This is a genomic window from Chitinophaga jiangningensis, from assembly GCF_900142605.1.
Taxonomy (GTDB): Bacteria; Bacteroidota; Bacteroidia; order Chitinophagales; family Chitinophagaceae; genus Chitinophaga; species Chitinophaga jiangningensis.
The window spans coordinates 531,169-552,243 of sequence record NZ_FRBL01000007.1 but is presented as its reverse complement, the minus strand read 5'-3'; the positions used below and the strand labels follow the sequence as shown (position 1 = coordinate 552,243).

Genomic DNA, 21,075 nt, shown 5'->3' with positions numbered 1-21,075 from the left:
GTAATTATCGTCCGATGAAGGTGAAGTTATTGCTTATCAAAACATACTATTCTTTCCCTGTACAGCTGCTGCTCCTGCATTTCAGGAAGTACCAGGTGCTACTTATCTTCTGGGTGATATTATTCAGCACCATTAACGGTGGATTTGCCAAGGTATTCGGAGGGGATGCCTTATTTCTGGCCCCGGAATACCTTGGCAAGGTGAATTTCTACAGTACGGCCATTTTGGGGATTGCCACCGGCACATTCATCATGAGCTGGCATATCACTACTTTTATCCTCCACACCGGCCGGTTTAAATTCCTGGCTACTACCAGCCAGCCTTTCTTTCGTTATTGCCTGAATAACTCCATCATACCGCTCGCTTTCCTGGTTTGCCTGCTGTATCGCGGCTGGGAATATCAGCGTTATCAGGAACTGAGCACCGTTCCTGAAATTTTCCTGCTCGCAGAAGGATTTATCAGTGGTGTGCTGTTCATTATCTTTTTTTCCTTCTTCTATTTTTTTAATGCAGATAAAAATATTGGTCGCCGCCTCGAAAGGAAGTTCGGAAATCCGCGTAATTTCCTGCGTACCATCCTGAAACCTACACAGGAGCCTGATGAGAATGCGCTGCCGGTGAGCAACTACTTTTCCACTTTCTGGCGCATCAGAAGGGCAAGAAAGGTAGACCACTACAATAAGCACTATCTGGATTCCATTTTGAAACAGCATCACTTTGCGGCCATTATCACCGTAGGCTGTGCGCTGATTTTCATGGTGATACTGTCCAGTATGATGGATTATAATGCCTTCAGGATACCGGCAGGTGCCAGTGTGCTGGTATTTTTTGCCTTCCTGATTGGTGTAGCAGGTGCGTTTTCGTATATGCTGCAAACCTGGTCTATCCCAATATTACTGGTGATGTTGTTTGGGGTGAACTGGATGGTGGAGCACGACCTCATTGATAACAGGAATAAGGCATACGGCCTGGATTATAAAAGAAAGGAGGCGCGCCCGGAATATAGTCCCCAGGCATTGCAGCAGTTTTTTACCAGGGAGAGATCAGATTCCGATAAGGTACAAACCCTCGAGGTGCTGAAAAAATGGCGGGCTAAATTTCCGTCGGACAAAAAGCCGCCACTGATCGTGATGAACTTCAGTGGTGGAGGCAGCAGAAGCGCCACCTGGTCGATGCATGTGTTGCAACGCCTGGACAGCTTGCTGCAGGGGCGTTTGATGCCCCATACCGTGCTGATGACGGGCGCTTCCGGCGGTATGATGGGTGCAACCTACTTCAGAGAACTGTATTACCGCCAGCAGCAAGGACAGCAGGTGCATTTGCTGAGCCAGGTGTATCCGGAGAAGGTATCCAAAGACCTGCTCAATCCTGTGTTTACAGCCATGGCGGTGAATGATTTCATTGCGCCTTTCTGGACTTTCAAAATAGGGAATAACCATTACGCGAAAGACAGGGGATATGCCTTTGAGAAACAACTGAACCAGAATACGGACAACATCCTCAATAAAATTATCCTGGATTATAAGCAGGCGGAAGAAACTGCTACCATTCCAATGCTGATCTGGAATTCCACGATCAATGCAGATGGCCGCAGGCTGATGATTAGTCCGCTACCTATCAGTTATCTGTGTGCGCCGGAGTATAAGTATCCGACCCGGCAGGTGAGGGATATAGACGGCGTGGACTTTACGCAGTATTTCTCCCGGCAGGATGCGCCTCAGCTGCGGGTTACGAGTGCTATTCGTATGTGCGCAACCTTTCCTTATGTATTGCCCAATGCATTCCTGCCGAGCAATCCTATTGTGGACGTGATGGATGCCGGCATCCGGGATAACTTTGGCCAGCAAACAACTTTACGCTATTTGTATAGCTTTCGGGAATGGATAAACGAAAACACATCAGGGGTGGTGTATATCCAGGTACGTGATACCCGTAAAAATGATATTTCTCCTATCAAGAAAACAAAGGACCTTCCGGATCTGCTGTTTGAGCCACTGTTCACCATGCAGCAGCATTGGAGCGCCATGCAGGATTTTGACCAGGACGACCTGATTAACTACATGGAAGGGTATTTCCCTAATAAATTTCACCGGGTAATTTTCCAGTATGTGCCGCAGTACCACGACAAAGCGGCTGCACTGTCGTGGCACCTTACCAGTCGGGAGAAGCTGGACATCGCCAATGCGATTGAAAACCCAGCCAATCAGAGTGCATTGGATTATGTGGTAAAGCTCCTGCAATAGCTATTGTTGCAGGAATGCAAGCAGTGGCGTTATAAACTTCGTATAGGCCTCAATGTGAGGGAGGTGACCTACTCCTTCAATAGGAACCAGTTTTGCATTTTTAATCTTTTGGGCGGTTAGTTTGCCCAGCGCCGGATAATTCCCCATGGTTTTACGGACTGCTTCCGGTACGTTGGCTTTGCCAAGTGCGGTTCTGTCGCGCTGCCCGATAATCAGCAGGGTAGAGGCTTTGACGTTTTCAAATTCATATACTACCGGCTGGGTGAAGATCATGTCGTACGTAAGCGCTGAATTCCAGGCTACTACGGGGTAATCCGGCGATTGCGTCCAGCTGGCCTGGAGGGACGCCCATTTATCGAAATCGGCATTCCATTTTCCGTCGTAGTAGCTATCGAGTTGGTATTGTTTGATTTTCGCGTAGTTCTGTTGGAGTTCACCTTTATACCATTGGTCTATAGGGAGATATGGTACTTTCAACTTCCAGTCTTCGAGTCCTATAGGGTTTTCCAGTATGAGTTGAGCGGTCATTTCCGGGTACATCAGGGCAAATCTGGTGGCGAGCATGCCTCCCATGGAGTGGCCCAGCACGGCTACTTTGGTGATGTGTAAGGTATCGAGAATGGCTTTAGTGTTTTGTGCCAGTTGCTGGAAGGTGTACTGGAAGTGGTTGGGTTTATCTGATTTGCCAAAGCCTATCTGGTCGGGCATGATTACGCGGAAGCCGTGTTTACTGAGGTCTTTCGCTGTTTGTTCCCAGTAGGCGGCGCAGAAATTTTTACCGTGGAGTAGGAGCACTGTTTTGCCGTTTGGCTGCTGTGGCTGCAGGTCCATGTATGCCATTTTTAGTGTTTGCTGTTGTAGATGAAGTTCCAGGAATTGCACCGGGAATGGGTATTGATAGTTGGATAGGGTGGCGTTTTGTGGGGGTATGCTTTGGGCCTGAGTAGGATAAGTAAATAGCAAAGTGAGCAGTAAAGTGATATATTTTCTCATAAAATATGGTTTCAACAAAGGTATTTAGATTCAGAGAAGAATGAAAGACAATCAGTTGTATATAAACTTCTGGAAATCATGGGCTTATAATGCCTATCGCTGACGTGACCAAATGATTACATTTATTTAAAGCTGGGGGTCTTCATTCTCGCCACATTTTCGTACCTTTGCGGCCTCATTTTGTAGCTATTAGCGGAAAATTTGTTAATGGCTGATAGCTAAAGATATAAGTATATGAATATTCGTAATATTGCTATTATTGCACACGTAGACCATGGTAAGACTACCCTGGTGGACAAAATCCTTCATCACACAAACGTATTCCGTGAGAATCAGGAATCCGGTGAGTTGATCATGGATAGCAACGATCTCGAAAGAGAGCGTGGTATCACTATCTTCAGTAAGAACGCTTCTGTTGAATATAAGGGTACAAAAATCAATGTGATTGATACTCCGGGCCACGCCGACTTTGGTGGTGAGGTGGAGCGTGTATTGAAAATGGCTGATGGTGTGATCCTGCTGGTGGATGCCTTTGAAGGACCAATGCCTCAGACTCGTTTCGTACTTCAGAAAGCGCTGCAGCTGAACCTGAAACCAATTGTGGTGATCAACAAGGTGGATAAAGAGAACTGTCGTCCTGACGAGGTGCATGATGCAGTATTCGAACTGTTCTTCAACCTGGATGCAAACGAGGAGCAGCTGAACTTCCCAACTTTCTACGGTTCCGGTAAGAATGGTTGGTTCAACAGTTCACTGACTCAGTCAGAAGATATTACTCCTTTAATGGATGGTATCCTGGAACACGTTCCGGCGCCTAAAGTAGAGGAAGGTACCCTGCAGATGCAGATTACATCCCTGGATTATTCTTCTTTCCTTGGTCGTATTGCCGTGGGTAGAGTTGCCCGTGGTACTATCTCTGAGAACCAGTGGATTAGCTTAATGCAGGCAGATGGTACTGTTAAGAAACAAAAAGTTCGCGAACTGTATATTTTCGAAGCCCTGGGTAAGAGAAAAGTTACAGAAGTAGTAGCTGGTGATATTTGCGCGGTGGTAGGTATTGAAGGTTTCAACATTGGTGATACTATTGCTGATGCAGAGAACCCTGAAGCTCTGCCGGTGATCAGTGTGGATGAGCCTACTATGAACATGCTGTTCGGTATTAACAACTCTCCGTTCTTTGGTAAGGATGGTAAGTTTGTAACCAGCCGTCACCTGCGTGATCGTTTGATTAAAGAAACTGAAAAGAACCTGGCGCTGCGTGTTGTTGATTCTGACAATGCGGATAGCTTCCTGGTATACGGTCGTGGTATCCTGCACTTAGGTGTATTGATTGAAACCATGCGTCGTGAAGGTTATGAGCTGACTGTGGGTCAACCACAGGTTATCGTTAAGAACATCGACGGTAAAAAATCTGAGCCTTACGAGATCCTGGTAGTAGACGTTCCGCAGGAGTTTGCGAGCAAGGTAATTGACCTGGTAACTCGTCGTAAAGGTGAGATGCTGATCATGGAAACTAAAGGTGAAATGCAACACCTGGAATTTGAAATTCCTTCCCGTGGTCTGATTGGTCTGCGTACCCAGATGTTGACTGCTACTGCTGGTGAGGCTGTAATGGCACACCGCTTCAGCGAGTACAAAGCCTGGAAAGGTGCAATCCCTGGCCGTAACAACGGTGTGCTGATTGCTAAGGAAGCTGGTACTACTACCGGTTACTCCCTGGACAAACTGCAGGATCGTGGATTCTTCTTCGTAGATCCGGGAGAAGAAGTGTACAAGGGTATGATCATCGGTGAAAACAACAAGCCTGGTGACCTGGTAGTAAATGCAAACGAAGGTAAGAAGCTGACGAACATGCGTGCGAGCGGAAGTGATGCTGCTACCAACATTGCGCCTAAAACCCTGATGACACTGGAAGAGTGCATGGAGTACATCCAGCCTGATGAGTGCATCGAGGTTACGCCTAACCACATCCGTATGCGTAAAGTAATGCTGGATGAGGAAGAGCGTAAGAAATATGCTAAGAGTTATAAAGCTGAGGCATAATTTTTCAGCCTGATATTATAGGGAAGCCGGTGGAGTGATCCACCGGCTTTTTTTATGTGGAGGTCTGGATGTTTCACTTATGCCATCGGCACAGGAGAAAAATCCCTAGGCCCTGCCCGTCGGTGAGCTGCTATGGATTACATATGGCTGATTGCGAACCGCTGATTGGCGTTCGTTGATGGGTAAGCTGTGTGATAAGATCGATAAGTTCGCCCTGGTTAGTATTGTATCAATCTAAACAGGGATGTTGAATACAGGTTTTTAAAAGCAAAAAAAAATCCCCGCCCAGGAAAAGGCAGGGATGTGCATACTAACCCAATGCTTACTAAAACTAAAACGATCTTCAGTTTCATTTCGATAGATGTATTGTCTGATACACCGTTTTGGGGTTAATGGATGGGTGTTGTACAGGTATATCAGACAATTTTTGCTACTCTATCGGATATCTTTATCTAACACTGACAGGAATAATACTTCTCACTGAAATACTCCTCACTAAATATTTCCCACTGAATCTATTACCCTTAATACCCAATTACATCAGGCAATAGCATTCCCTGGCCGCAATGCGGCGTTGATTTTTGTCATAGCCTTAGTGATGTACTAAGGCTATGGTATTATTTGTCAGAGGATTTCTTTGTTATTAAGCTTCTGCTGCTTTTTGTTCAGCGAGTTTAGCTTTGATTTTTCCTTCAATTTCTGCTGCCAGTTCCGGATTGTCGAGCAGTAATTGTTTTACTGCATCGCGGCCCTGACCCAGTTTGTTGCTGTCATAGCTGAACCAGCTACCGCTCTTCTGAACGATACCGTATTCCACACCCATGTCAATCAGTTCTCCAGTTTTAGAGATACCCTGACCATAGATGATATCGAATTCAGCCTGACGGAATGGAGGTGCTACTTTATTCTTCACCACTTTCACTTTCACGCGGTTACCAATAGCTTCATCACCATCTTTAATCTGACTCATACGACGGATATCCAACCTCACGGAAGCATAGAACTTCAGTGCGTTACCACCGGTTGTAGTTTCCGGATTACCAAACATAACACCGATCTTTTCACGTAACTGGTTAATGAATATACAGCAGCAGTTGGTTTTAGAAATGGTAGCAGTCAGCTTACGCAGCGCCTGAGACATCAGACGGGCTTGCAGACCCATTTTGCTTTCTCCCATTTCACCTTCCAGTTCCCCTTTAGGAACCAGCGCCGCAACGGAGTCAATCACCACTACATCCACCGCACCGGAAAGAATCAGACGATCCGCAATCTCCAAAGCCTGCTCACCATGATCCGGCTGGGAAATCAGCAGCGCATCCACATCCACGCCCAGTCTCCTCGCATAGCTGCTGTCAAAGGCATGCTCCGCATCTATAATTGCGCAGATACCACCTTTCTTCTGTGCTTCTGCTATTGTATGTATTGCAACGGTTGTTTTACCGGAAGACTCAGGTCCATAGATCTCTATGATCCTTCCCTTCGGAAAACCGCTAATTCCAAGCGCTATATCCAAGCCTAAAGAACCGGTAGAAATTACTTCCATCGGCGCTTCCGCTTTCTCGCCCATCATCATCACAGATCCCTTTCCGAAATCTTTCTCAATCTTGTCCATTGTAAGGCGAAGCGCCTTTAGTTTTTCTGCATTGGCTGTAGACATATAAGTTAGTTTTTTACAAATTTAAAGTATAAGCAAATCACGAACTGGTCTGCTAAATTAAAACTTATTTTTGATTTTCCTAAAATTTTTAGCATTTTATTTTTATTGCTAAAAAAAATAGTAGATCCTTTTTTATGACTGGATCAACTCCCATCAACAATACAAAGATCATCCGGCATTACGCATTGGATGTGCGCAATGAAAAAATCTTTTAAAAAATTTATAAAACAATGAAAATGGGGGAGATGGGAATACTACCGCTTTTTTAAAAAGCGTAGTTATACGCTTGAGTCACAATGGAAAATTCTGGACTTTTGTATTGTCAAGTTTAGTTGTTGAATGTTAACCCTTCTGTTTGTTAGTTGTTTGTTAGCCTGCCTTGCGGCCTTTGCATCCAAAGTTACCGACATGTAACCACAGCAAGTCGGCTGTTCAGGTTAAACCCCAAAAAAACTTTCTTCGCTATTCTAAAAATCTCGGCTCTATTCCTTGTTCTTATTTAATCACTAAATACAGAACAAGGAATCAGAGTTGAGTATTAAATCACCAGCATCCAGCAGGAAGCCAGCTGCGTAAGAATACCAATGCTAAAGCCAATGTAAATCTCGGCAGGGGTATGCGCCTTCAGCATCATGCGACAGGTACCCACAATCCCCGCTACAAAAAATGTAATGATCAGTGGCAGCGATACATTCATTTGCATGCCCCACATCAGCGATAATAAAAAACCTATCACCCCGCCCCAACCGGTAGCATGCATACTGGTTTTCCAAAAGCTATTGGTTACGAAGGAGATAGAGATGGCGAGAAACATGCCCAGGAAAAAAGCCGTGTAGAATTTTGGTGCAGCGCCTTCTTCCAGAAAAGTATAAAAAGCCCAGAAATAATAAATAATGATCGCTACATAAGGTATGATCCTGTCGCGCTGGGTATTCAGATAGATCGAAGATATAAAACCCAGCATCTTCGCCAGCATCACCGTCAGCAACGGGAAAAACAGACTGATGATAATCACCCTGAAATACAGCATGTCGAAAGCAAATCGCTTGCTCGACATTTTAAACGCTACAAAATATTCCGGGAGCGACTGTAAAACCAGAAAGGTTACCAGCGTAGGAATGAAAAGCGGATGTGTAATGTAAGAAACTACCTGTGCAAAGGCACGGGCCTGCGGCGAAAACTCCGGCGCCGGCTGGTGGTCGCTTCCATGGTATGGTATGGCTTCCTGGTGCATGATCGGTTTAAAGTTCTTTTCTTAAACGGGCCACCGGGATATTCAATTGCTCCCTGTACTTGGCCACGGTTCTGCGTGCAATGTTATATCCTTTGTCCTGCAGCATCTTTGTCAGGTGCTCATCGCTCAAAGGCTTACGCTTGTTCTCCGCCTCAATCAGATCAGAGAGTATTTTTTTCACTTCCCTGGTAGATACTTCCTCCCCACTATCTGTAGATAAGGATTCAGAGAAGAAAAACTTCAGTTTGAAAGTACCAAACTCGGTTTGCACATACTTGCTGTTAGCTACACGGCTTACCGTGGAGATATCCAGTCCGGTACGATCGGCAATATCCTTCAGAATCATAGGCTTCATGGTGGTTTCATCACCGGTCAGGAAAAATTCCCGCTGGTAATCCATGATTGATTCCATGGTGGATAACAAGGTATGCTGGCGCTGCTTGATGGCGTCAATAAACCATTTGGCAGCGTCTATTTTCTGTTTGATAAACAACACGGCCTCTTTCTGACGCTTATCCTTCTTGTCGCCACGGTCATACTCTTTCAGCATCTCGCGGTAACCGCCGGAAATACGCAGGTCGGGGGCATTCCTGGAATTGAGCGTCAGCTCCAGTTTCCCGCTGTTGTTTAGAATAAAGAAGTCAGGTAATACATAGCTTTCCGCTTTGTTCAGTGTAGCGTAATTGCCTCCCGGCTTCGGATTAAGGCGGATAATCTGATTGATGGACTCCTTCAGGGCCTCATCACTCAGGCTTAGCGCCTTCTGTATCTTCTCGTAATGCTTTTTTGTAAACTCGTCGAAGTAATTTTCCAGGATCAGGTAAGCGGTACGTACGCCCGGATCATCTTGTGGTTTGCGCTTCAATTGCAGCAGCAGGCATTCTTTCAGGTCGCTGCAACAAACGCCCGGCGGATCAAATTCCTGGATCTTTTTGATCAGTTCTCTGATTTCCTCTTCATCTGTAGATACATTTTGGGAGAAGGAAAGGTCGTCTACGATCGCACTTACTTCTCTCCTTAAATACCCATCATCATCAATGCTGCCAATAATCTGCTCGGCGATGGCGTTCTGGCGGTCGTCCAGCTCCAGCATGCCCAGCTGACTAAGCAGGTGTTCATGGAACGACGTTTCCACCCTTACCGGGATAGTTTTATTGCTTTCATCCGGGTCGGGATAGTTGTCGTCCCTGAGTTTATAATCTGCCACCTCATCATCTCCATCATTCACATATTCTGAGATATCGATGTTATCATAATCGGACTCACTGCCATCTGGTTCAAACTCGTCATCGTCAGACTCAAATTCATCCTGTTCTTTAAACTCATCTTCATGGGCTTCCTCCCCGTACTCAAGTGCAGGGTTTTCCTCCAGTTCTTCCTTAATCCGCTCTTCCAGGTTGACAGTAGGTACCTGCAGCAGCTTCATTAACTGAATCTGCTGTGGTGACAGCTTCTGTAATAACTTCTGTTGTTGTGTCTGTTTTAACATATCTCAGTCCAATCATTTTTCAGTGATTGGTATTTGTATTAGATTAAAATTGGCTCCCTAAAAATCGAGTTCCAGTTGTTCAGGCAACAATCGGAACGATTTCCGGTGGTAAGGCGTATCACCAAACTCTCGTATGGCATCGCGGTGGTGTTTGGTGCCGTAGCCCATATTAGTGTCCCATCCAAAGTGAGGGTAAGTTACGTGCAGTTGCTGCATATACTCATCCCTGTAAGTTTTAGCCAATACAGATGCGGCTGCGATGGAGGCATACAAGCCGTCTCCCTGGATAATACAGGTATGCGGTATATTGCCATAGGGGGTAAATCTGTTACCATCTACTAAAATGTGCTCCGGAACCTGGCTTAACTTTTCAAGTGCCAGATGCATCGCTTTAAACGAAGCATTGAGAATATTAATCCGGTCTATTTCTTCATTATCCACGCTGGCTACAGCATAACAAATCGCTTTTTCTTCTATTACCTTCCTCAGCAAGTCCCTGTCAGCAGGTTTCATCTGCTTGGAATCATTGAGGAGCTTATGTTTAAAGTTTGCCGGCAGAATTACCGCGGCAGCAAATACAGGCCCTGCGAGGCACCCGCGCCCGGCTTCATCACAGCCGGCTTCTAATAATAATTCCTGGTATCGAGTTAGTAGCAATTCCAAATCTGTTAAGCCGGGTAAAATTACATGAATAAAAAAGAAGGAACAAGCTCCTTAATTAAACAGGTCCTTAAAATCCCTTTTGAAATCACTCCACAGTTTGCCCGATTTATCCCCAAATTCCTCGGCCGCTTTCTTCGTGCTGTCCCATTTCTCCGCACTGGCCTGCTTTACATCTTCCACTTCGTGCTGCATCTGTAACTTCATTTCTTCCAGTTTCTGGCGGGCTTCCTTACTTTTTTTATCTCCCTTTTTCTTTAATTCTTCTGTGGCCTGGTCTATCTGTGCAATGCGCGCATTCAGTGTGTCGATCGTCTCTCTTTTCTGCTGCTCGAGGTAATCTCCTGTTTTACTGGCGGCAGATTTAACATCCTCGCCAGCCTGTTGCAGGTCGGATTTGATGGAATCTTTTTTTTGCTCCTGGGAAGGACCGGACTGGCAGGCTGCCAGCGCCGCAATTCCAAATACTAACCATAATTTCTTCATATACGACAGGTTTTTAAATTATCCTGATTCACAGGGGTGATTGAAATCTGGCACAGCCAGCTGAAGGTCCCTTTATCAAATCATATTCCAGTTTTTTTGTTCGAACATTTAACACATTTATTTAATTACCACATGTGTGGCTAAATCCGCCATCCATAGCAGTCTAACTTCATGGTTAACAAAAAAAAGCATAGGTTTGAGGTCCTTAAAACAAATCTGCAATAACTATGAGAAAACATCTGGTGGTTTTGCTCCTCCTCATGGCCGTAAGTATCAAATGGGCCAAAGCGGACGAGGGCATGTGGCTTCCCTATTTGCTGGGGCAGCAAACGTATAACGACATGGTGAAAAGAGGCCTCAAATTGACGAAAGAGCAGTTATACAGCATCAACAAAGCATCAATCAAAGACGCCATCGTTATCTTCGGCGGCGGCTGTACGGGCGAAATCGTGAGCAACGAAGGCTTGATCTTCACAAACCACCACTGCGGCTACGGCGCTATCGCCTCAGCCAGCACCGTGGAACACAACTACCTGAAAAACGGCTTCTATGCCCAGAACAAATCGCAGGAAATCTCTTCCCCTATGCTGTCTGTTCAGTTCCTGGTAAAAGTGGAAGACGTTACCAAACAGGTGGAAGATGCCGTAAAAGGTTTGTCCGGCGCGGAAAGAACCGCTAAAGAACAATCCGGCTACGCGGAAATCATCGAAAAAGCTACTGCGGGCACCGGTTACGAAGCCAAAGTAGTACCTATGTACAAAGCCAACCAATACCTGCTGTTTGTGTACGAACGCTACACCGACATCCGCCTGGTTGGTACCCCTCCTGAATCCATCGGTAAATTTGGTGGTGATACAGATAACTGGGAATGGCCACGCCACACCGGTGACTTCTCTATCTTCCGCGTATATGCCGATAAAAATGGTAAACCAGCCCCTTACTCTAAGGACAACGTGCCTTTGAAACCTAAACACTTCCTGCCGGTTTCCATCAAAGGAGTGAAAGAAAACGACTATGCCATGATCTTTGGTTATCCTGGTGGTACCAACCGCTACGAAACCTCCTATGGCGTAGAACTGAAGAATACCGTAGAAAACCCTAATACCGTTAACCTGCGCGACGTTCGCCTGAAAGCCATGTTCGAGCAAATGAAGAAAGACCCTGCAGTGAAACTGCAACTGGCTTCTTCTTATGCCGGTATTGCCAACTACTGGAAATTCTTCGACGGCGAAACCAAGCAGCTCGAGAAATACCACGTACTGGAAGATAAAAGGAAACAAGAAGCTGCCTTCGCTAAATGGGCACAGGATAAACCTGAATTTGCCAACATTCTGAACGACTACGCAGCAAACTATAAAGCATGGACGCCGTACGCAAAAGGTCGTGTATATCTCACCGAAGGTATCCTCGGTTCTCCTGTTGCCGGCTTCGCCTCCACACTGCTGCAGGTGGAAAAAGCACTGGTTACACCAAACGCACCGAAAGATGCGGTTAAAAACGCAGTAGCTGCTGCCGATAAAGCACGCAAAGCATTCCTGGAAGGTGAAAACAAACCAAGCGATGAAAAAATCCTCGCCGCTACCTGCCAGCTGTATTATAACGACATCCCTAAGGATCAGCAACCAACGGCTTTCTACCAGGAACTCAGTTCCAAATACGGTAGTCTCACCGAAGATGCTACCTACCGTAAATGGGCGGCTAACCTGATGGCTAACACCATGATTTTCAGTGATGCCAAATGGGAAGCATTCGTTAAAAACCCGGATGCAGTTACCCTCCAGGCAGATCCTGCTTTTGCATACGCCAGCGCGTTCGTTAAAAACTATACCGGCAAATACCTGCCGCTGTACAACCAGTTCGTGTCTAAAAACAACGACCTGGGTCGCGAATACCTGAAAGGCATCATGCAAATGCAACCTAACGCCAACAGATACCCGGATGCAAACTTCACCATGCGTGTTTCCTATGGCCAGGTTAAACCTTACTCCCCACGCGATGCCGTTAATTACGACTACGTGTGTACCATGAAAGGTGTGATCGAAAAATATGTTCCGGGTGATTATGAATTTGACCTGCCTGCGAACTACGTAGACCTCTACAACAAGAAAGATTTTGGTCAATATAAAGATCCTAAACGCAACGATGTTGTAGTGTGCTTTATCACCACCAATGATATCACCGGCGGTAACTCAGGTTCCCCTGTGATCAACGGCAACGGTGAGCTGATCGGCCTCGCGTTCGACGGTAACTACGAAGCACTCAGCCATAAAATCCAGTTCGACTCCAACTACAACCGTACTATCTGTGTGGATGTACGCTATGTACTCTGGTGCATTGAAAAACTCGGTGGTGCCAAAAACATCATCAATGAGCTGAAAATTGTGAAATAATCCTTTCTGATCAATAGCACTAAGCCCGTCCGGTTACTACCGGACGGGCTTTTTTATTCAAACATTTTCGAGATACATGGTGTTATCAACGGCAGCGCCAACTAGTAAACACAAAAAATCCATGTATGACTCAAACAACGCTGACAAGGAAGATCTGGATGGCATTAACCGGCTTGTTTCTCTGCTTTTTTCTGGTGATTCACCTGCTGGGAAACCTGCAGCTGCTGCTGCCGGCAGCAGAGTCGCAACTCCAGTTCAATGCCTATTCCCACCTGCTTTCGGGTAACATCCTCATCAAAATTATTTCCTGGGTACTTTATGCCAGTATCATCGCCCATGTTGTGTATGCGATCATTATAACGGCAGCGAATACACGGGCGCAAAAGCAGAAGTATCATTACGACCGCCGCGGCACCGTGAGCAAATGGTACTCCCGCAACATGGGCCTGCTGGGCACCATTATTTTTATTTTCCTTGTGATCCATTTCAGGGACTTTTGGTACGTGTATAAGTTCGGGCAGTTACCACTGGATGCACGTGGTAATAAAGACCTGTATACCCTGGTAATGGAGGTCTACAGTCAAACATGGTACGTGGGTGTGTATGTCATTTGTATGGTGGCACTTTGCTATCATTTGCTACACGGCTTTTTTAGCGCTGCACGTACACTGGGGGTCTATCACCCTAAATATGTTCGCTGGATAAAAGTCCTGGGATGGATATACAGTGTGGGCATCTGCGCTGGTTTTGCCATTATCCCAGTATATGTTCATTTCTTAAAATAACTGGCCATGCTGGATGCTAAAATACCTCAGGGACCACTGGAAGAAAAGTGGAATAACTACAAGGCACATGCGAAGCTGGTGAATCCCGCCAACCGCAAAAAGCTGGACATCATCGTGGTAGGAACAGGCCTTGCCGGCAGCTCCGTGGCGGCTTCGCTGGGGGAGATGGGCTACAATGTGAAAAGCTTCTGCTTCCAGGACTCCGCCAGGCGCGCCCATTCTGTGGCCGCTCAGGGCGGAGTGAATGCCTGTAAGAATTATAAAAATGATGGTGACAGCGTATACAGAATGTTTTACGATACCATCAAGGGAGGCGACTTCCGCGCACGCGAAGCGAACGTATACCGTCTGGCAGAATGCAGTGCCAGCCTGATCGACCAGGCAGTGGCGCAAGGCGTTCCGTTTGGCCGGGAATATGGCGGATATCTTAACAACCGCTCATTTGGCGGGGTGCAGGTATCCAGAACCTTTTACGCAAGAGGGCAAACAGGTCAGCAATTATTGTTAGGCGCCTACCAGGCGCTGATGCGCCAGGTGCACCAGGGGCATGTAAAACTATATACCCGCCATGAAATGCTGGACCTCGTAGTGATGGATGGAAAGGCGAGGGGGGTGATTATCCGGAATATGGATACAGGCGCCATTGAGCGGCATAGCGCACACGCAGTGGTACTGGCTACCGGTGGCTTTGGAAAAATCTATTTCCTATCCACCCTGGCGATGGGCTGTAACGGCTCTGCCATCTGGCGGGCGCATAAAAAAGGTGCACTGATGGCCAACCCCAGCTGGACACAAATTCACCCCACCAGCCTGCCACAATCCGGGGAGTACCAGTCGAAACTCACGCTTATGTCGGAATCGCTCCGCAACGACGGCCGTATCTGGGTGCCTAAAACGCAGGACGACCAGCGCCCTCCCAATCAAATTCCGGAAGAAGAAAGGGATTATTATCTGGAGAGACGTTACCCGGCCTTCGGCAACCTGAGCCCCAGGGACATAGCCTCCCGTGCGGCCAAAGAACGTATCGACGCTGGTTATGGTATAGGACCGTTAAAAAATGCCGTGTATCTGGACTTTTCCCGGGCTATCCGGGAACAGGGAGAAGACAAGATCAGGGAGAAGTACGGTAACCTGTTTCGCATGTACGAAAAAATCACTAACGTAAACGCCTATACAGAGCCTATGCGGATTTCGCCGGCAGCACACTTTTCCATGGGCGGCCTGTGGGTGGATTATGAGCTGATGACCACTATTCCCGGTTTATATGCTTTGGGAGAAGCCAATTTCGCAGATCACGGTGCTAACAGACTGGGCGCAAACTCGCTGCTGCAAGCCAGTATCGACGGTTATTTCATTGCGCCTTACACCATGGCTAATTACCTGGCAGATGAAATTAAATCAGGACCAATTGATATTAAGCATCCTGCATTTGAGGCCGCGGAAAGAGCCGTGAAAGAACAATTGCAGCTATTGATGGCTATTCAGGGCAAAGAATCCACGGATTATTTTCACCGTAAACTGGGGCATATTTTATATGATAAATGCGGCCTTTCCCGCTCTGCAGCCGGACTACAGGCAGCCATCAGCGACATCAGAGCGTTAAGGACTGAGTTTTACAACAACCTCCATGTACCCGGCGGCCTTGGCCTGAATGCGGAATTGGAAAAAGCAGGTCGCGTAGCGGATTACCTGGAACTCGGAGAGCTGATGTGCTACGATGCCTTAACGCGGAACGAATCCTGCGGGGCACACTTCCGGGAGGAATACCAGACCCAGGACGGAGAGGCGCTGCGTAACGACAAAGACTTCTCCTTTATCTCCGCCTGGGCCTGGACAGGGAATGATCAGCCACCCAAGCTGCATATGGAGCCGCTGCATTTTGAGTTTGTAACACCAACAGTGAGGAGCTATAAATAACATCATCAGAAAAATATAACCTATATGCATATACGATTAAAAGTATGGCGACAGGAAAACACTGATTCCGCTGGAAAGCTGGAATCCTATGAGCTGCAGAATGTGAATGAAGACATGTCGTTCCTGGAAATGCTGGATGTGCTGAATGAACAATTGATGAAGCAGGGCGTGCGACCTGTGGAGTTTGACCATGACTGCAGGGAAGGGATTTGCGGGCAGTGCGGCGTGATGATCAATGGTCGCCCGCACGGGCCATTAAAAAATACCACTACCTGCCAGCTGCATATGAGGAGTTTCCGCGATGGAGAGGAGATTTATATAGAACCCTTCAGGGCTACGGCTTTCCCGGTAAAATGTGATTTAAAAGTGGACCGGTCTTCTTTTGACCGGATTATACAGTCGGGAGGTTTTATATCCGTAAACACGGGCCAGGCGCCGGAAGCGAATACTACACGCATCTCCTCACCGCTGGCAGAATCGGCATTTGATGCAGCGGCCTGCATTGGCTGCGGCGCCTGTGTTGCGGTGTGCAAAAACTCCAGTGCGGCCTTATTTACGAGTGCCAAAATCACGCATATGGCTTTACTGCCCCAGGGGAAAGAAGAAGCGCAGGACAGGGTACTGCATATGGTAAACCAGATGGATGCGGAAGGGTTTGGACATTGTACGAATACGGAAGCCTGTGAAGTAGTGTGTCCGCAGGAAATTTCAGTACTGCATATTGCCCGCATGAACTGGGAGTTTAACAAGGCGCATATCTTACGTAAATAATTCATACAGCCGTCCCCGTAGTAATACGGTTTTTTAATTTATGTTGGAACTACGCAGATAGAATGCGTAGAGGTGTTGTAACTTTGCGACCGCATCGATACCAAAAAGGGTATTGAAGTATTTTAACCAGGGTTTGTTTACCCCCAAAAAAGAATAAGAATGAAAAAGTTGACATTGTTTGTGACGCCCCTTGTATTGTTATTAACATGCATGCTAGCGTGCACCCCAAAGAAGGAAAGTGAAAGAAAGGACCCTATCGCTAAAATTACCACTGCTGGAAATGCAGGTAATTTTATCCGGATCAAGGGTAATGGTTTCAGCACCAATAAGCTGGAAAATACCGTGGTATTCGGCGATGCAAAGGCCGTAGTGCTCTATGCATCCAACGACTACCTCCTGGTGCAGGTGCCGCCTCATAAAGCGGGTGTTGTACCAGTAACGGTAACGGTAGGAGATAATCCTTCCAATTCATTGATGTTTGAATACAACTCCAATGCAATGCTGGCGGCCAATTTACCACGGAGGTAAACGGCTGCATGGCAGGCGCAAAAAAAATACCCTCGTCATAAGGCGAGGGTATTTTTTTTATGAAAATGTGAGGGAATTATTTTTGTTCTTTATCAGTCATCCCAAAGATCATCACCAGCTTATCTTTTTCGTAGAAGTTAAGCGTTTGTTCCGCCACGTCGAACTTATAGGTTTTACTGCCGATTGCTTTCATGAATTCAGTTTCTCTTTTCATAATCGCTTCGCCGCAAGCCATACGGGTACTCATTCCCGGGCCCATCGTCACGGTAGTGGCAGTATGCTTAAAGGTGCCATTTACGATATTGCACCCACCGCGGCCATGGTAACGGCCTTTAGCAGGATCAAATTCGAGGTAGATGCCAGGTTCGTTAATCGTGGTTCCATGCAGTTGGATCAGGTTCCATCTTTTACTGGAGATAAAAGCCCATACGTCCGGTTGCTGCTGTGGTTTTTCTTCACCGGCGCCTTGTTTAAATGACAACAGGCGGCGGCCATTGCCGTATAGGTTCAGGCGGCCATTTTCCACACGGTAGTTGTAGGTTTTTTGTTCCAGCGAGCGTTGGAAATTGGTTTCGTTGCGCATATCGTTCTCGTCGATGCAGGCCATCATGGTACTCATGCCGCGGGTGAAACTTACGATACCGGCAGTCGCATTTTGTTTGAACTCACCACCAATGCCATTACAGCCACCATTGCCATGGTAGCGGCTTCCGGATGGATCAAACTCTAACCAGATTTTGCCTGATGTGATGGGCGATCCGTTCATTTCCACCAGTGTCCAGCGCTTACCGCTAACAAAAGGATTTCCACTGTTGCTCACTGCCACCTTCTTTTTATACATCACCTTTTTCAAGGTGTATTTAAGGGAAGAGCCATCAGCAGGAGGGTTTTTAATGTTGGACACGGTTACCAGCAGTTTATACTGATATCCGGGCTGATAGTTGAATCCCTGGATGTTGGTATACAGGTTGGACCACTCTGATTCATTCTCCGTTCTCACCTGCAAGCATTCCATGGGGGCCACTCCCGTGCATGGCACCTTGTTTTCCTTTACGTACATCACCTGGGTTTTGGGGCCGCCTTGCTCCGGCTCCGGTGCAAAGAAGAGCGTGCTCATGGCAATTGCTAATTTCAATAACATAGACTAAGATTTTAAACTTTAACAACAATGCAAGCGTTCAGGTTCTGCATTTTGTTACATCTCAATCAGTTTTGCAAAGAAATTGCCGGTTTTTCGGGTCGTTGAGTAATCTAAAGTGCAATAGCTGTATCCCGTACAGGCTTTGTTTTCCCGATTTTTTCAATGATTCCCTGGTAATAAGCCAGTTTGGTGGGTGCCGGCATGCTTACTACCGTGACGCCATTGGCCTTCAACAGGTCTAATTTGAACTTGGAGCGCTCCGTATAGGCTTCAGGGATATAGTAATAAATGTTGTTAGGAACGCTGATCGTTTTGTGATGGAACTTTTGTCGTGCCCTGTAGGTAAGCAGCCACCACAGGTCCGACTCTACGAAGTCCAGCGATAGCCCGAAGATGTGTATATCCTTTGTGAAAAAAAGGTCTATCCAGGAATGAAAGTATATTTCCTTGTTCTTTATTCTGCGAATCAGCGATTCCTTTGGTACTGCTTTATTGGTGTACATAGTGCCACTTACCACATAATTTCGCATCAGCTGCAACTGGCCACCATAGTGCTCAAAGCCGAGGTTTATACTCATCGGATTAAGACAGTCGCCATGAATGTGCCAGTAATGGATGTTATCCATTGTATACTTTCTGAAAATGCTAAAGGTGGTTTCCCTGATCAGGCTTGTATTTTCAGTGGGAGTGCTTCCTTCCAGGGTAAATTCATAATTGGTAGTGAGGATGTGCTCCGGCTGAAGTGCCCTGATGGCAGTATGCAGCTGGTTGGGAGTGATCTGTGCAGTTTTGCCTGCAATAAAGGCTTTCAGGTCCTTTTCTTTCATATGATGCTGCCGGATGGCCGTCAGGAAGATTTCTTCATAAAGGAGCGGAAACGGCTTCTTTTCATCAATTTCAATACAGCCCGAAGTGTGACAATAGGTGATAATATCCTGTAGCAGGTCTTTCCAGCTCAGGCCGGCGGAAATGTTATTGATGTCATTTCCGATTAATAAAACCAGGTTCTTCATGTGGTGTAACGGTTTTATGGATAGATATATCTGAACGTAAGGTTGATGCGGGGGCCTACAGGCTTGGCCGTTTTTGGAACCTGGTGTTCCCAGAAATGTTGCAGCTCGCCCTTCATCAGCAGGAGAGAGCCATGTTCAAGCGCAATCTCGTATTTCAGGTCTTGGTGATAACGGTGGCGCAGCAGAAATCGCCGCGTAGCGCCCATATTTACAGAACCGATCACCGGATTTTTCCCCAGCTCCGGCTCATCATCTGCATGCCACCCCATGGAATCATTACCACTACGGTAATAATTCAGCAATACGCTGTTAAACGTAGTGCCGGCGGCCATTGCCACACGATCCCTGATCATGGTCAGTTCGGCTGTCCATGGCAAAGGTTTAAAAGTATTACCTGAAAAAGAATAGGAACTGTTGGCATCCCCGTACCAGGCCATCAACCGTGGAAACAGGACTTCACGCCCATACATGCGCATGGATTCCTGCTTCCAGGTAATGGTAGCAATAAGCTGCTGGAAAATCCGGTCGCTGTCCGTTGGAGTAAAAAAATGCGGATAATATTCCAGGAGACCATTTTCCAGGTTGATCTCCTGTTTGTGATTGTTATCCTGACCGAATAAACTTCCCTGCAGGCTCATAGCACTAAATTAAGACACCACTACGCATTGTATATGTCATCTGCCTTTCATGCTACAAACCCGCAAAAGTTTTTTAGTAGGAGAAAGGTTGTGTGTAGATCACCTGAAGAATGGTTTGACCCACTGCTTTCAGGGTACGTTTGTCTATCACACTCATATTATCGTTGGTAGTATGCCAGTGTGAAGGAAACTGACCACTGGCCTGCCAGGCCAGCACATCAAAAGTAGGTATGTTGGCAATGGTGTTTACCGGTATATGATCATCGGTAATATAGGAACCATAGTCTTCATATCGGAAGATGTCAGAGTAGCCAATTTGATTGGCTACGTCCCAGAACATTCTCATAGGGCCTGGCGCATATTGCTGGGAGGCCTTTTCCATGTAGAACTGGGAACCGCGTCCGCCTACCATATCCAGCAGAATGCCATAGTTGGCTTTGTAACCCGGCACATGCGGGTTTTTAGCCCAATATTGGGTACCCAGACAGAACGAATTTTCATTGGATGGATCACCAAAGTCTTCCACATCCACCAGCAAAATATCCACTCCGGCATCCGGCCGTTGCGTTTTAAAATTCCTGGCCGCTTCGAGCAGTACGGCCACACCGCTGCCGCCGTCATCTGCACCATCGAGTTTTTTAGTTTTGTCAAAGGCATCTTCATCCGCAATAGGGCGGGTATCCCAGTGTGCCAGCAACAGCACGCGCTGTTTGGCGGCCGGGTTAAAACTACCTACAATGTTGATACAAGGGAGTTTTTCACCTTTAGGACCTGTTACAGTTGTACGCTGTACATACACCGTATCCGCCCATTGTTTCAGGCTGGCAATCAGCCAGGCAGCACATTTTTCCTGGGCTGGTGTATTAGGAATTCTCGGGCCAAAGCTCACCTGCTTTGCAGTGTAAGCATAGGCGGAATCCTCCGAAAACACCGGCACCGGTACCTGTATGCGGTCTACCTTGCTGGCACCTGTACTGTCGTTTTTACCTTCCTCAGTTTTTCCATTCTGCTGACAGGCACCTACCGTCATGGCCAGTGCTGTCAGCGCGATCAGAGCTTTACGCATTATCTTCATTCTTGCTTAAAA

The 21,075-nt window shown here is 46.7% G+C and carries 17 protein-coding genes; 7 read left to right on the top strand and 10 right to left on the bottom strand.

The annotated features are described in order from the left end of the window. The first annotated feature begins 14 nt into the window (after nt 1-14). Nucleotides 15-2,243, top strand: a complete 2,229-nt coding sequence (locus BUB18_RS20545; protein WP_073084637.1) for a patatin-like phospholipase family protein — start codon at nt 15-17, stop codon at nt 2,241-2,243. On the opposite strand, the gene BUB18_RS20540 is transcribed toward BUB18_RS20545, so the two are convergent. Continuing rightward, nucleotides 2,244-3,236 (bottom strand): alpha/beta fold hydrolase, encoded by a 993-nt coding sequence (locus BUB18_RS20540; protein WP_073084635.1) that lies wholly within the window; start codon nt 3,234-3,236, stop codon nt 2,244-2,246. Between the two features lie 234 nt (nt 3,237-3,470). On the opposite strand from BUB18_RS20540, the gene typA reads away from it, so the two are divergent. Beyond that, complete coding sequence (gene typA, locus BUB18_RS20535) at nt 3,471-5,279, top strand: translational GTPase TypA (protein ID WP_073084634.1); 1,809 nt, start codon at nt 3,471-3,473, stop codon at nt 5,277-5,279. A gap of 643 nt (nt 5,280-5,922) precedes the next feature. Here typA and recA read toward each other — a convergent pair. From recA to BUB18_RS20510, 5 genes are all read right to left on the bottom strand, one after another. Beyond that, entirely contained in the window at nt 5,923-6,936 is a 1,014-nt protein-coding gene (gene recA / locus BUB18_RS20530) for a recombinase RecA (protein WP_073084632.1), read from the bottom strand. A 538-nt stretch (nt 6,937-7,474) separates the two neighbouring features. Next, on the bottom strand, nt 7,475-8,170 hold the full coding sequence (locus BUB18_RS20525) for a hypothetical protein (RefSeq protein ID WP_073084630.1): 696 nt from the start codon (nt 8,168-8,170) through the stop codon (nt 7,475-7,477). A gap of 7 nt (nt 8,171-8,177) precedes the next feature. Continuing rightward, nucleotides 8,178-9,659: an RNA polymerase factor sigma-54 gene (gene rpoN, locus BUB18_RS20520; RefSeq protein ID WP_073084629.1), complete on the bottom strand. Its 1,482-nt coding sequence runs from the start codon at nt 9,657-9,659 to the stop codon at nt 8,178-8,180. 57 nt (nt 9,660-9,716) lie between these two features. Next, on the bottom strand, nt 9,717-10,316 hold the full coding sequence (locus tag BUB18_RS20515; protein WP_073084627.1) for a ribonuclease HII: 600 nt from the start codon (nt 10,314-10,316) through the stop codon (nt 9,717-9,719). Nucleotides 10,317-10,373: 57 nt separating this feature from the next. Beyond that, a complete protein-coding gene (locus tag BUB18_RS20510; RefSeq protein WP_073084625.1) occupies nt 10,374-10,805 on the bottom strand; it encodes a hypothetical protein in 432 nt (143 codons plus the stop codon). Between the two features lie 227 nt (nt 10,806-11,032). On the opposite strand from BUB18_RS20510, the gene BUB18_RS20505 reads away from it, so the two are divergent. From BUB18_RS20505 to BUB18_RS20485, 5 genes are all read left to right on the top strand, one after another. Continuing rightward, entirely contained in the window at nt 11,033-13,195 is a 2,163-nt protein-coding gene (locus BUB18_RS20505) for a S46 family peptidase (RefSeq protein ID WP_073084623.1), read from the top strand. A gap of 125 nt (nt 13,196-13,320) precedes the next feature. Beyond that, nucleotides 13,321-13,980, top strand: a complete 660-nt coding sequence (locus tag BUB18_RS20500; RefSeq protein ID WP_073084621.1) for a succinate dehydrogenase cytochrome b subunit — start codon at nt 13,321-13,323, stop codon at nt 13,978-13,980. 6 nt (nt 13,981-13,986) lie between these two features. Next, complete coding sequence (locus BUB18_RS20495; RefSeq protein WP_073084620.1) at nt 13,987-15,897, top strand: fumarate reductase/succinate dehydrogenase flavoprotein subunit; 1,911 nt, start codon at nt 13,987-13,989, stop codon at nt 15,895-15,897. Between the two features lie 24 nt (nt 15,898-15,921). Beyond that, nucleotides 15,922-16,668 (top strand): succinate dehydrogenase/fumarate reductase iron-sulfur subunit, encoded by a 747-nt coding sequence (locus BUB18_RS20490; protein ID WP_073084618.1) that lies wholly within the window; start codon nt 15,922-15,924, stop codon nt 16,666-16,668. 159 nt (nt 16,669-16,827) lie between these two features. Continuing rightward, the gene (locus BUB18_RS20485; RefSeq protein WP_083550371.1) at nt 16,828-17,196 is read left to right on the top strand and encodes an IPT/TIG domain-containing protein; all 369 of its coding nucleotides are present in this window, start codon (nt 16,828-16,830) and stop codon (nt 17,194-17,196) included. Nucleotides 17,197-17,272: 76 nt separating this feature from the next. On the opposite strand, the gene BUB18_RS20480 is transcribed toward BUB18_RS20485, so the two are convergent. From BUB18_RS20480 to BUB18_RS20465, 4 genes are all read right to left on the bottom strand, one after another. Further along, nucleotides 17,273-18,337 carry an META domain-containing protein gene (locus BUB18_RS20480; protein ID WP_073084614.1) on the bottom strand — a complete coding sequence of 355 codons (1,065 nt, stop codon included), beginning with the start codon at nt 18,335-18,337 and terminating at the stop codon, nt 17,273-17,275. Nucleotides 18,338-18,447: 110 nt separating this feature from the next. Continuing rightward, complete coding sequence (locus tag BUB18_RS20475) at nt 18,448-19,350, bottom strand: SIR2 family protein (protein ID WP_073084613.1); 903 nt, start codon at nt 19,348-19,350, stop codon at nt 18,448-18,450. A gap of 14 nt (nt 19,351-19,364) precedes the next feature. Further along, nucleotides 19,365-19,988, bottom strand: coding sequence for an alpha-ketoglutarate-dependent dioxygenase AlkB family protein (locus BUB18_RS20470; protein ID WP_073084611.1), 624 nt, complete (start codon nt 19,986-19,988; stop codon nt 19,365-19,367). A gap of 73 nt (nt 19,989-20,061) precedes the next feature. Further along, complete coding sequence (locus BUB18_RS20465) at nt 20,062-21,054, bottom strand: M28 family peptidase (RefSeq protein WP_178372163.1); 993 nt, start codon at nt 21,052-21,054, stop codon at nt 20,062-20,064. Between the last annotated feature and the right edge of the window lie 21 nt (nt 21,055-21,075).

Coding starts and splice junctions, on each gene's coding strand:
- BUB18_RS20545 (WP_073084637.1), top strand. CDS start 15: ATGAAGGTGAAGTTATTGCTTATCAAAACATACTATTCTTTCCCTGTA.
- BUB18_RS20540 (WP_073084635.1), bottom strand. CDS start 3,236: ATGAGAAAATATATCACTTTACTGCTCACTTTGCTATTTACTTATCCT.
- typA (WP_073084634.1), top strand. CDS start 3,471: ATGAATATTCGTAATATTGCTATTATTGCACACGTAGACCATGGTAAG.
- recA (WP_073084632.1), bottom strand. CDS start 6,936: ATGTCTACAGCCAATGCAGAAAAACTAAAGGCGCTTCGCCTTACAATG.
- BUB18_RS20525 (WP_073084630.1), bottom strand. CDS start 8,170: ATGCACCAGGAAGCCATACCATACCATGGAAGCGACCACCAGCCGGCG.
- rpoN (WP_073084629.1), bottom strand. CDS start 9,659: ATGTTAAAACAGACACAACAACAGAAGTTATTACAGAAGCTGTCACCA.
- BUB18_RS20510 (WP_073084625.1), bottom strand. CDS start 10,805: ATGAAGAAATTATGGTTAGTATTTGGAATTGCGGCGCTGGCAGCCTGC.
- BUB18_RS20505 (WP_073084623.1), top strand. CDS start 11,033: ATGAGAAAACATCTGGTGGTTTTGCTCCTCCTCATGGCCGTAAGTATC.
- BUB18_RS20500 (WP_073084621.1), top strand. CDS start 13,321: ATGACTCAAACAACGCTGACAAGGAAGATCTGGATGGCATTAACCGGC.
- BUB18_RS20495 (WP_073084620.1), top strand. CDS start 13,987: ATGCTGGATGCTAAAATACCTCAGGGACCACTGGAAGAAAAGTGGAAT.
- BUB18_RS20490 (WP_073084618.1), top strand. CDS start 15,922: ATGCATATACGATTAAAAGTATGGCGACAGGAAAACACTGATTCCGCT.
- BUB18_RS20485 (WP_083550371.1), top strand. CDS start 16,828: ATGAAAAAGTTGACATTGTTTGTGACGCCCCTTGTATTGTTATTAACA.
- BUB18_RS20480 (WP_073084614.1), bottom strand. CDS start 18,337: ATGTTATTGAAATTAGCAATTGCCATGAGCACGCTCTTCTTTGCACCG.
- BUB18_RS20475 (WP_073084613.1), bottom strand. CDS start 19,350: ATGAAGAACCTGGTTTTATTAATCGGAAATGACATCAATAACATTTCC.
- BUB18_RS20470 (WP_073084611.1), bottom strand. CDS start 19,988: ATGAGCCTGCAGGGAAGTTTATTCGGTCAGGATAACAATCACAAACAG.
- BUB18_RS20465 (WP_178372163.1), bottom strand. CDS start 21,054: ATGCGTAAAGCTCTGATCGCGCTGACAGCACTGGCCATGACGGTAGGT.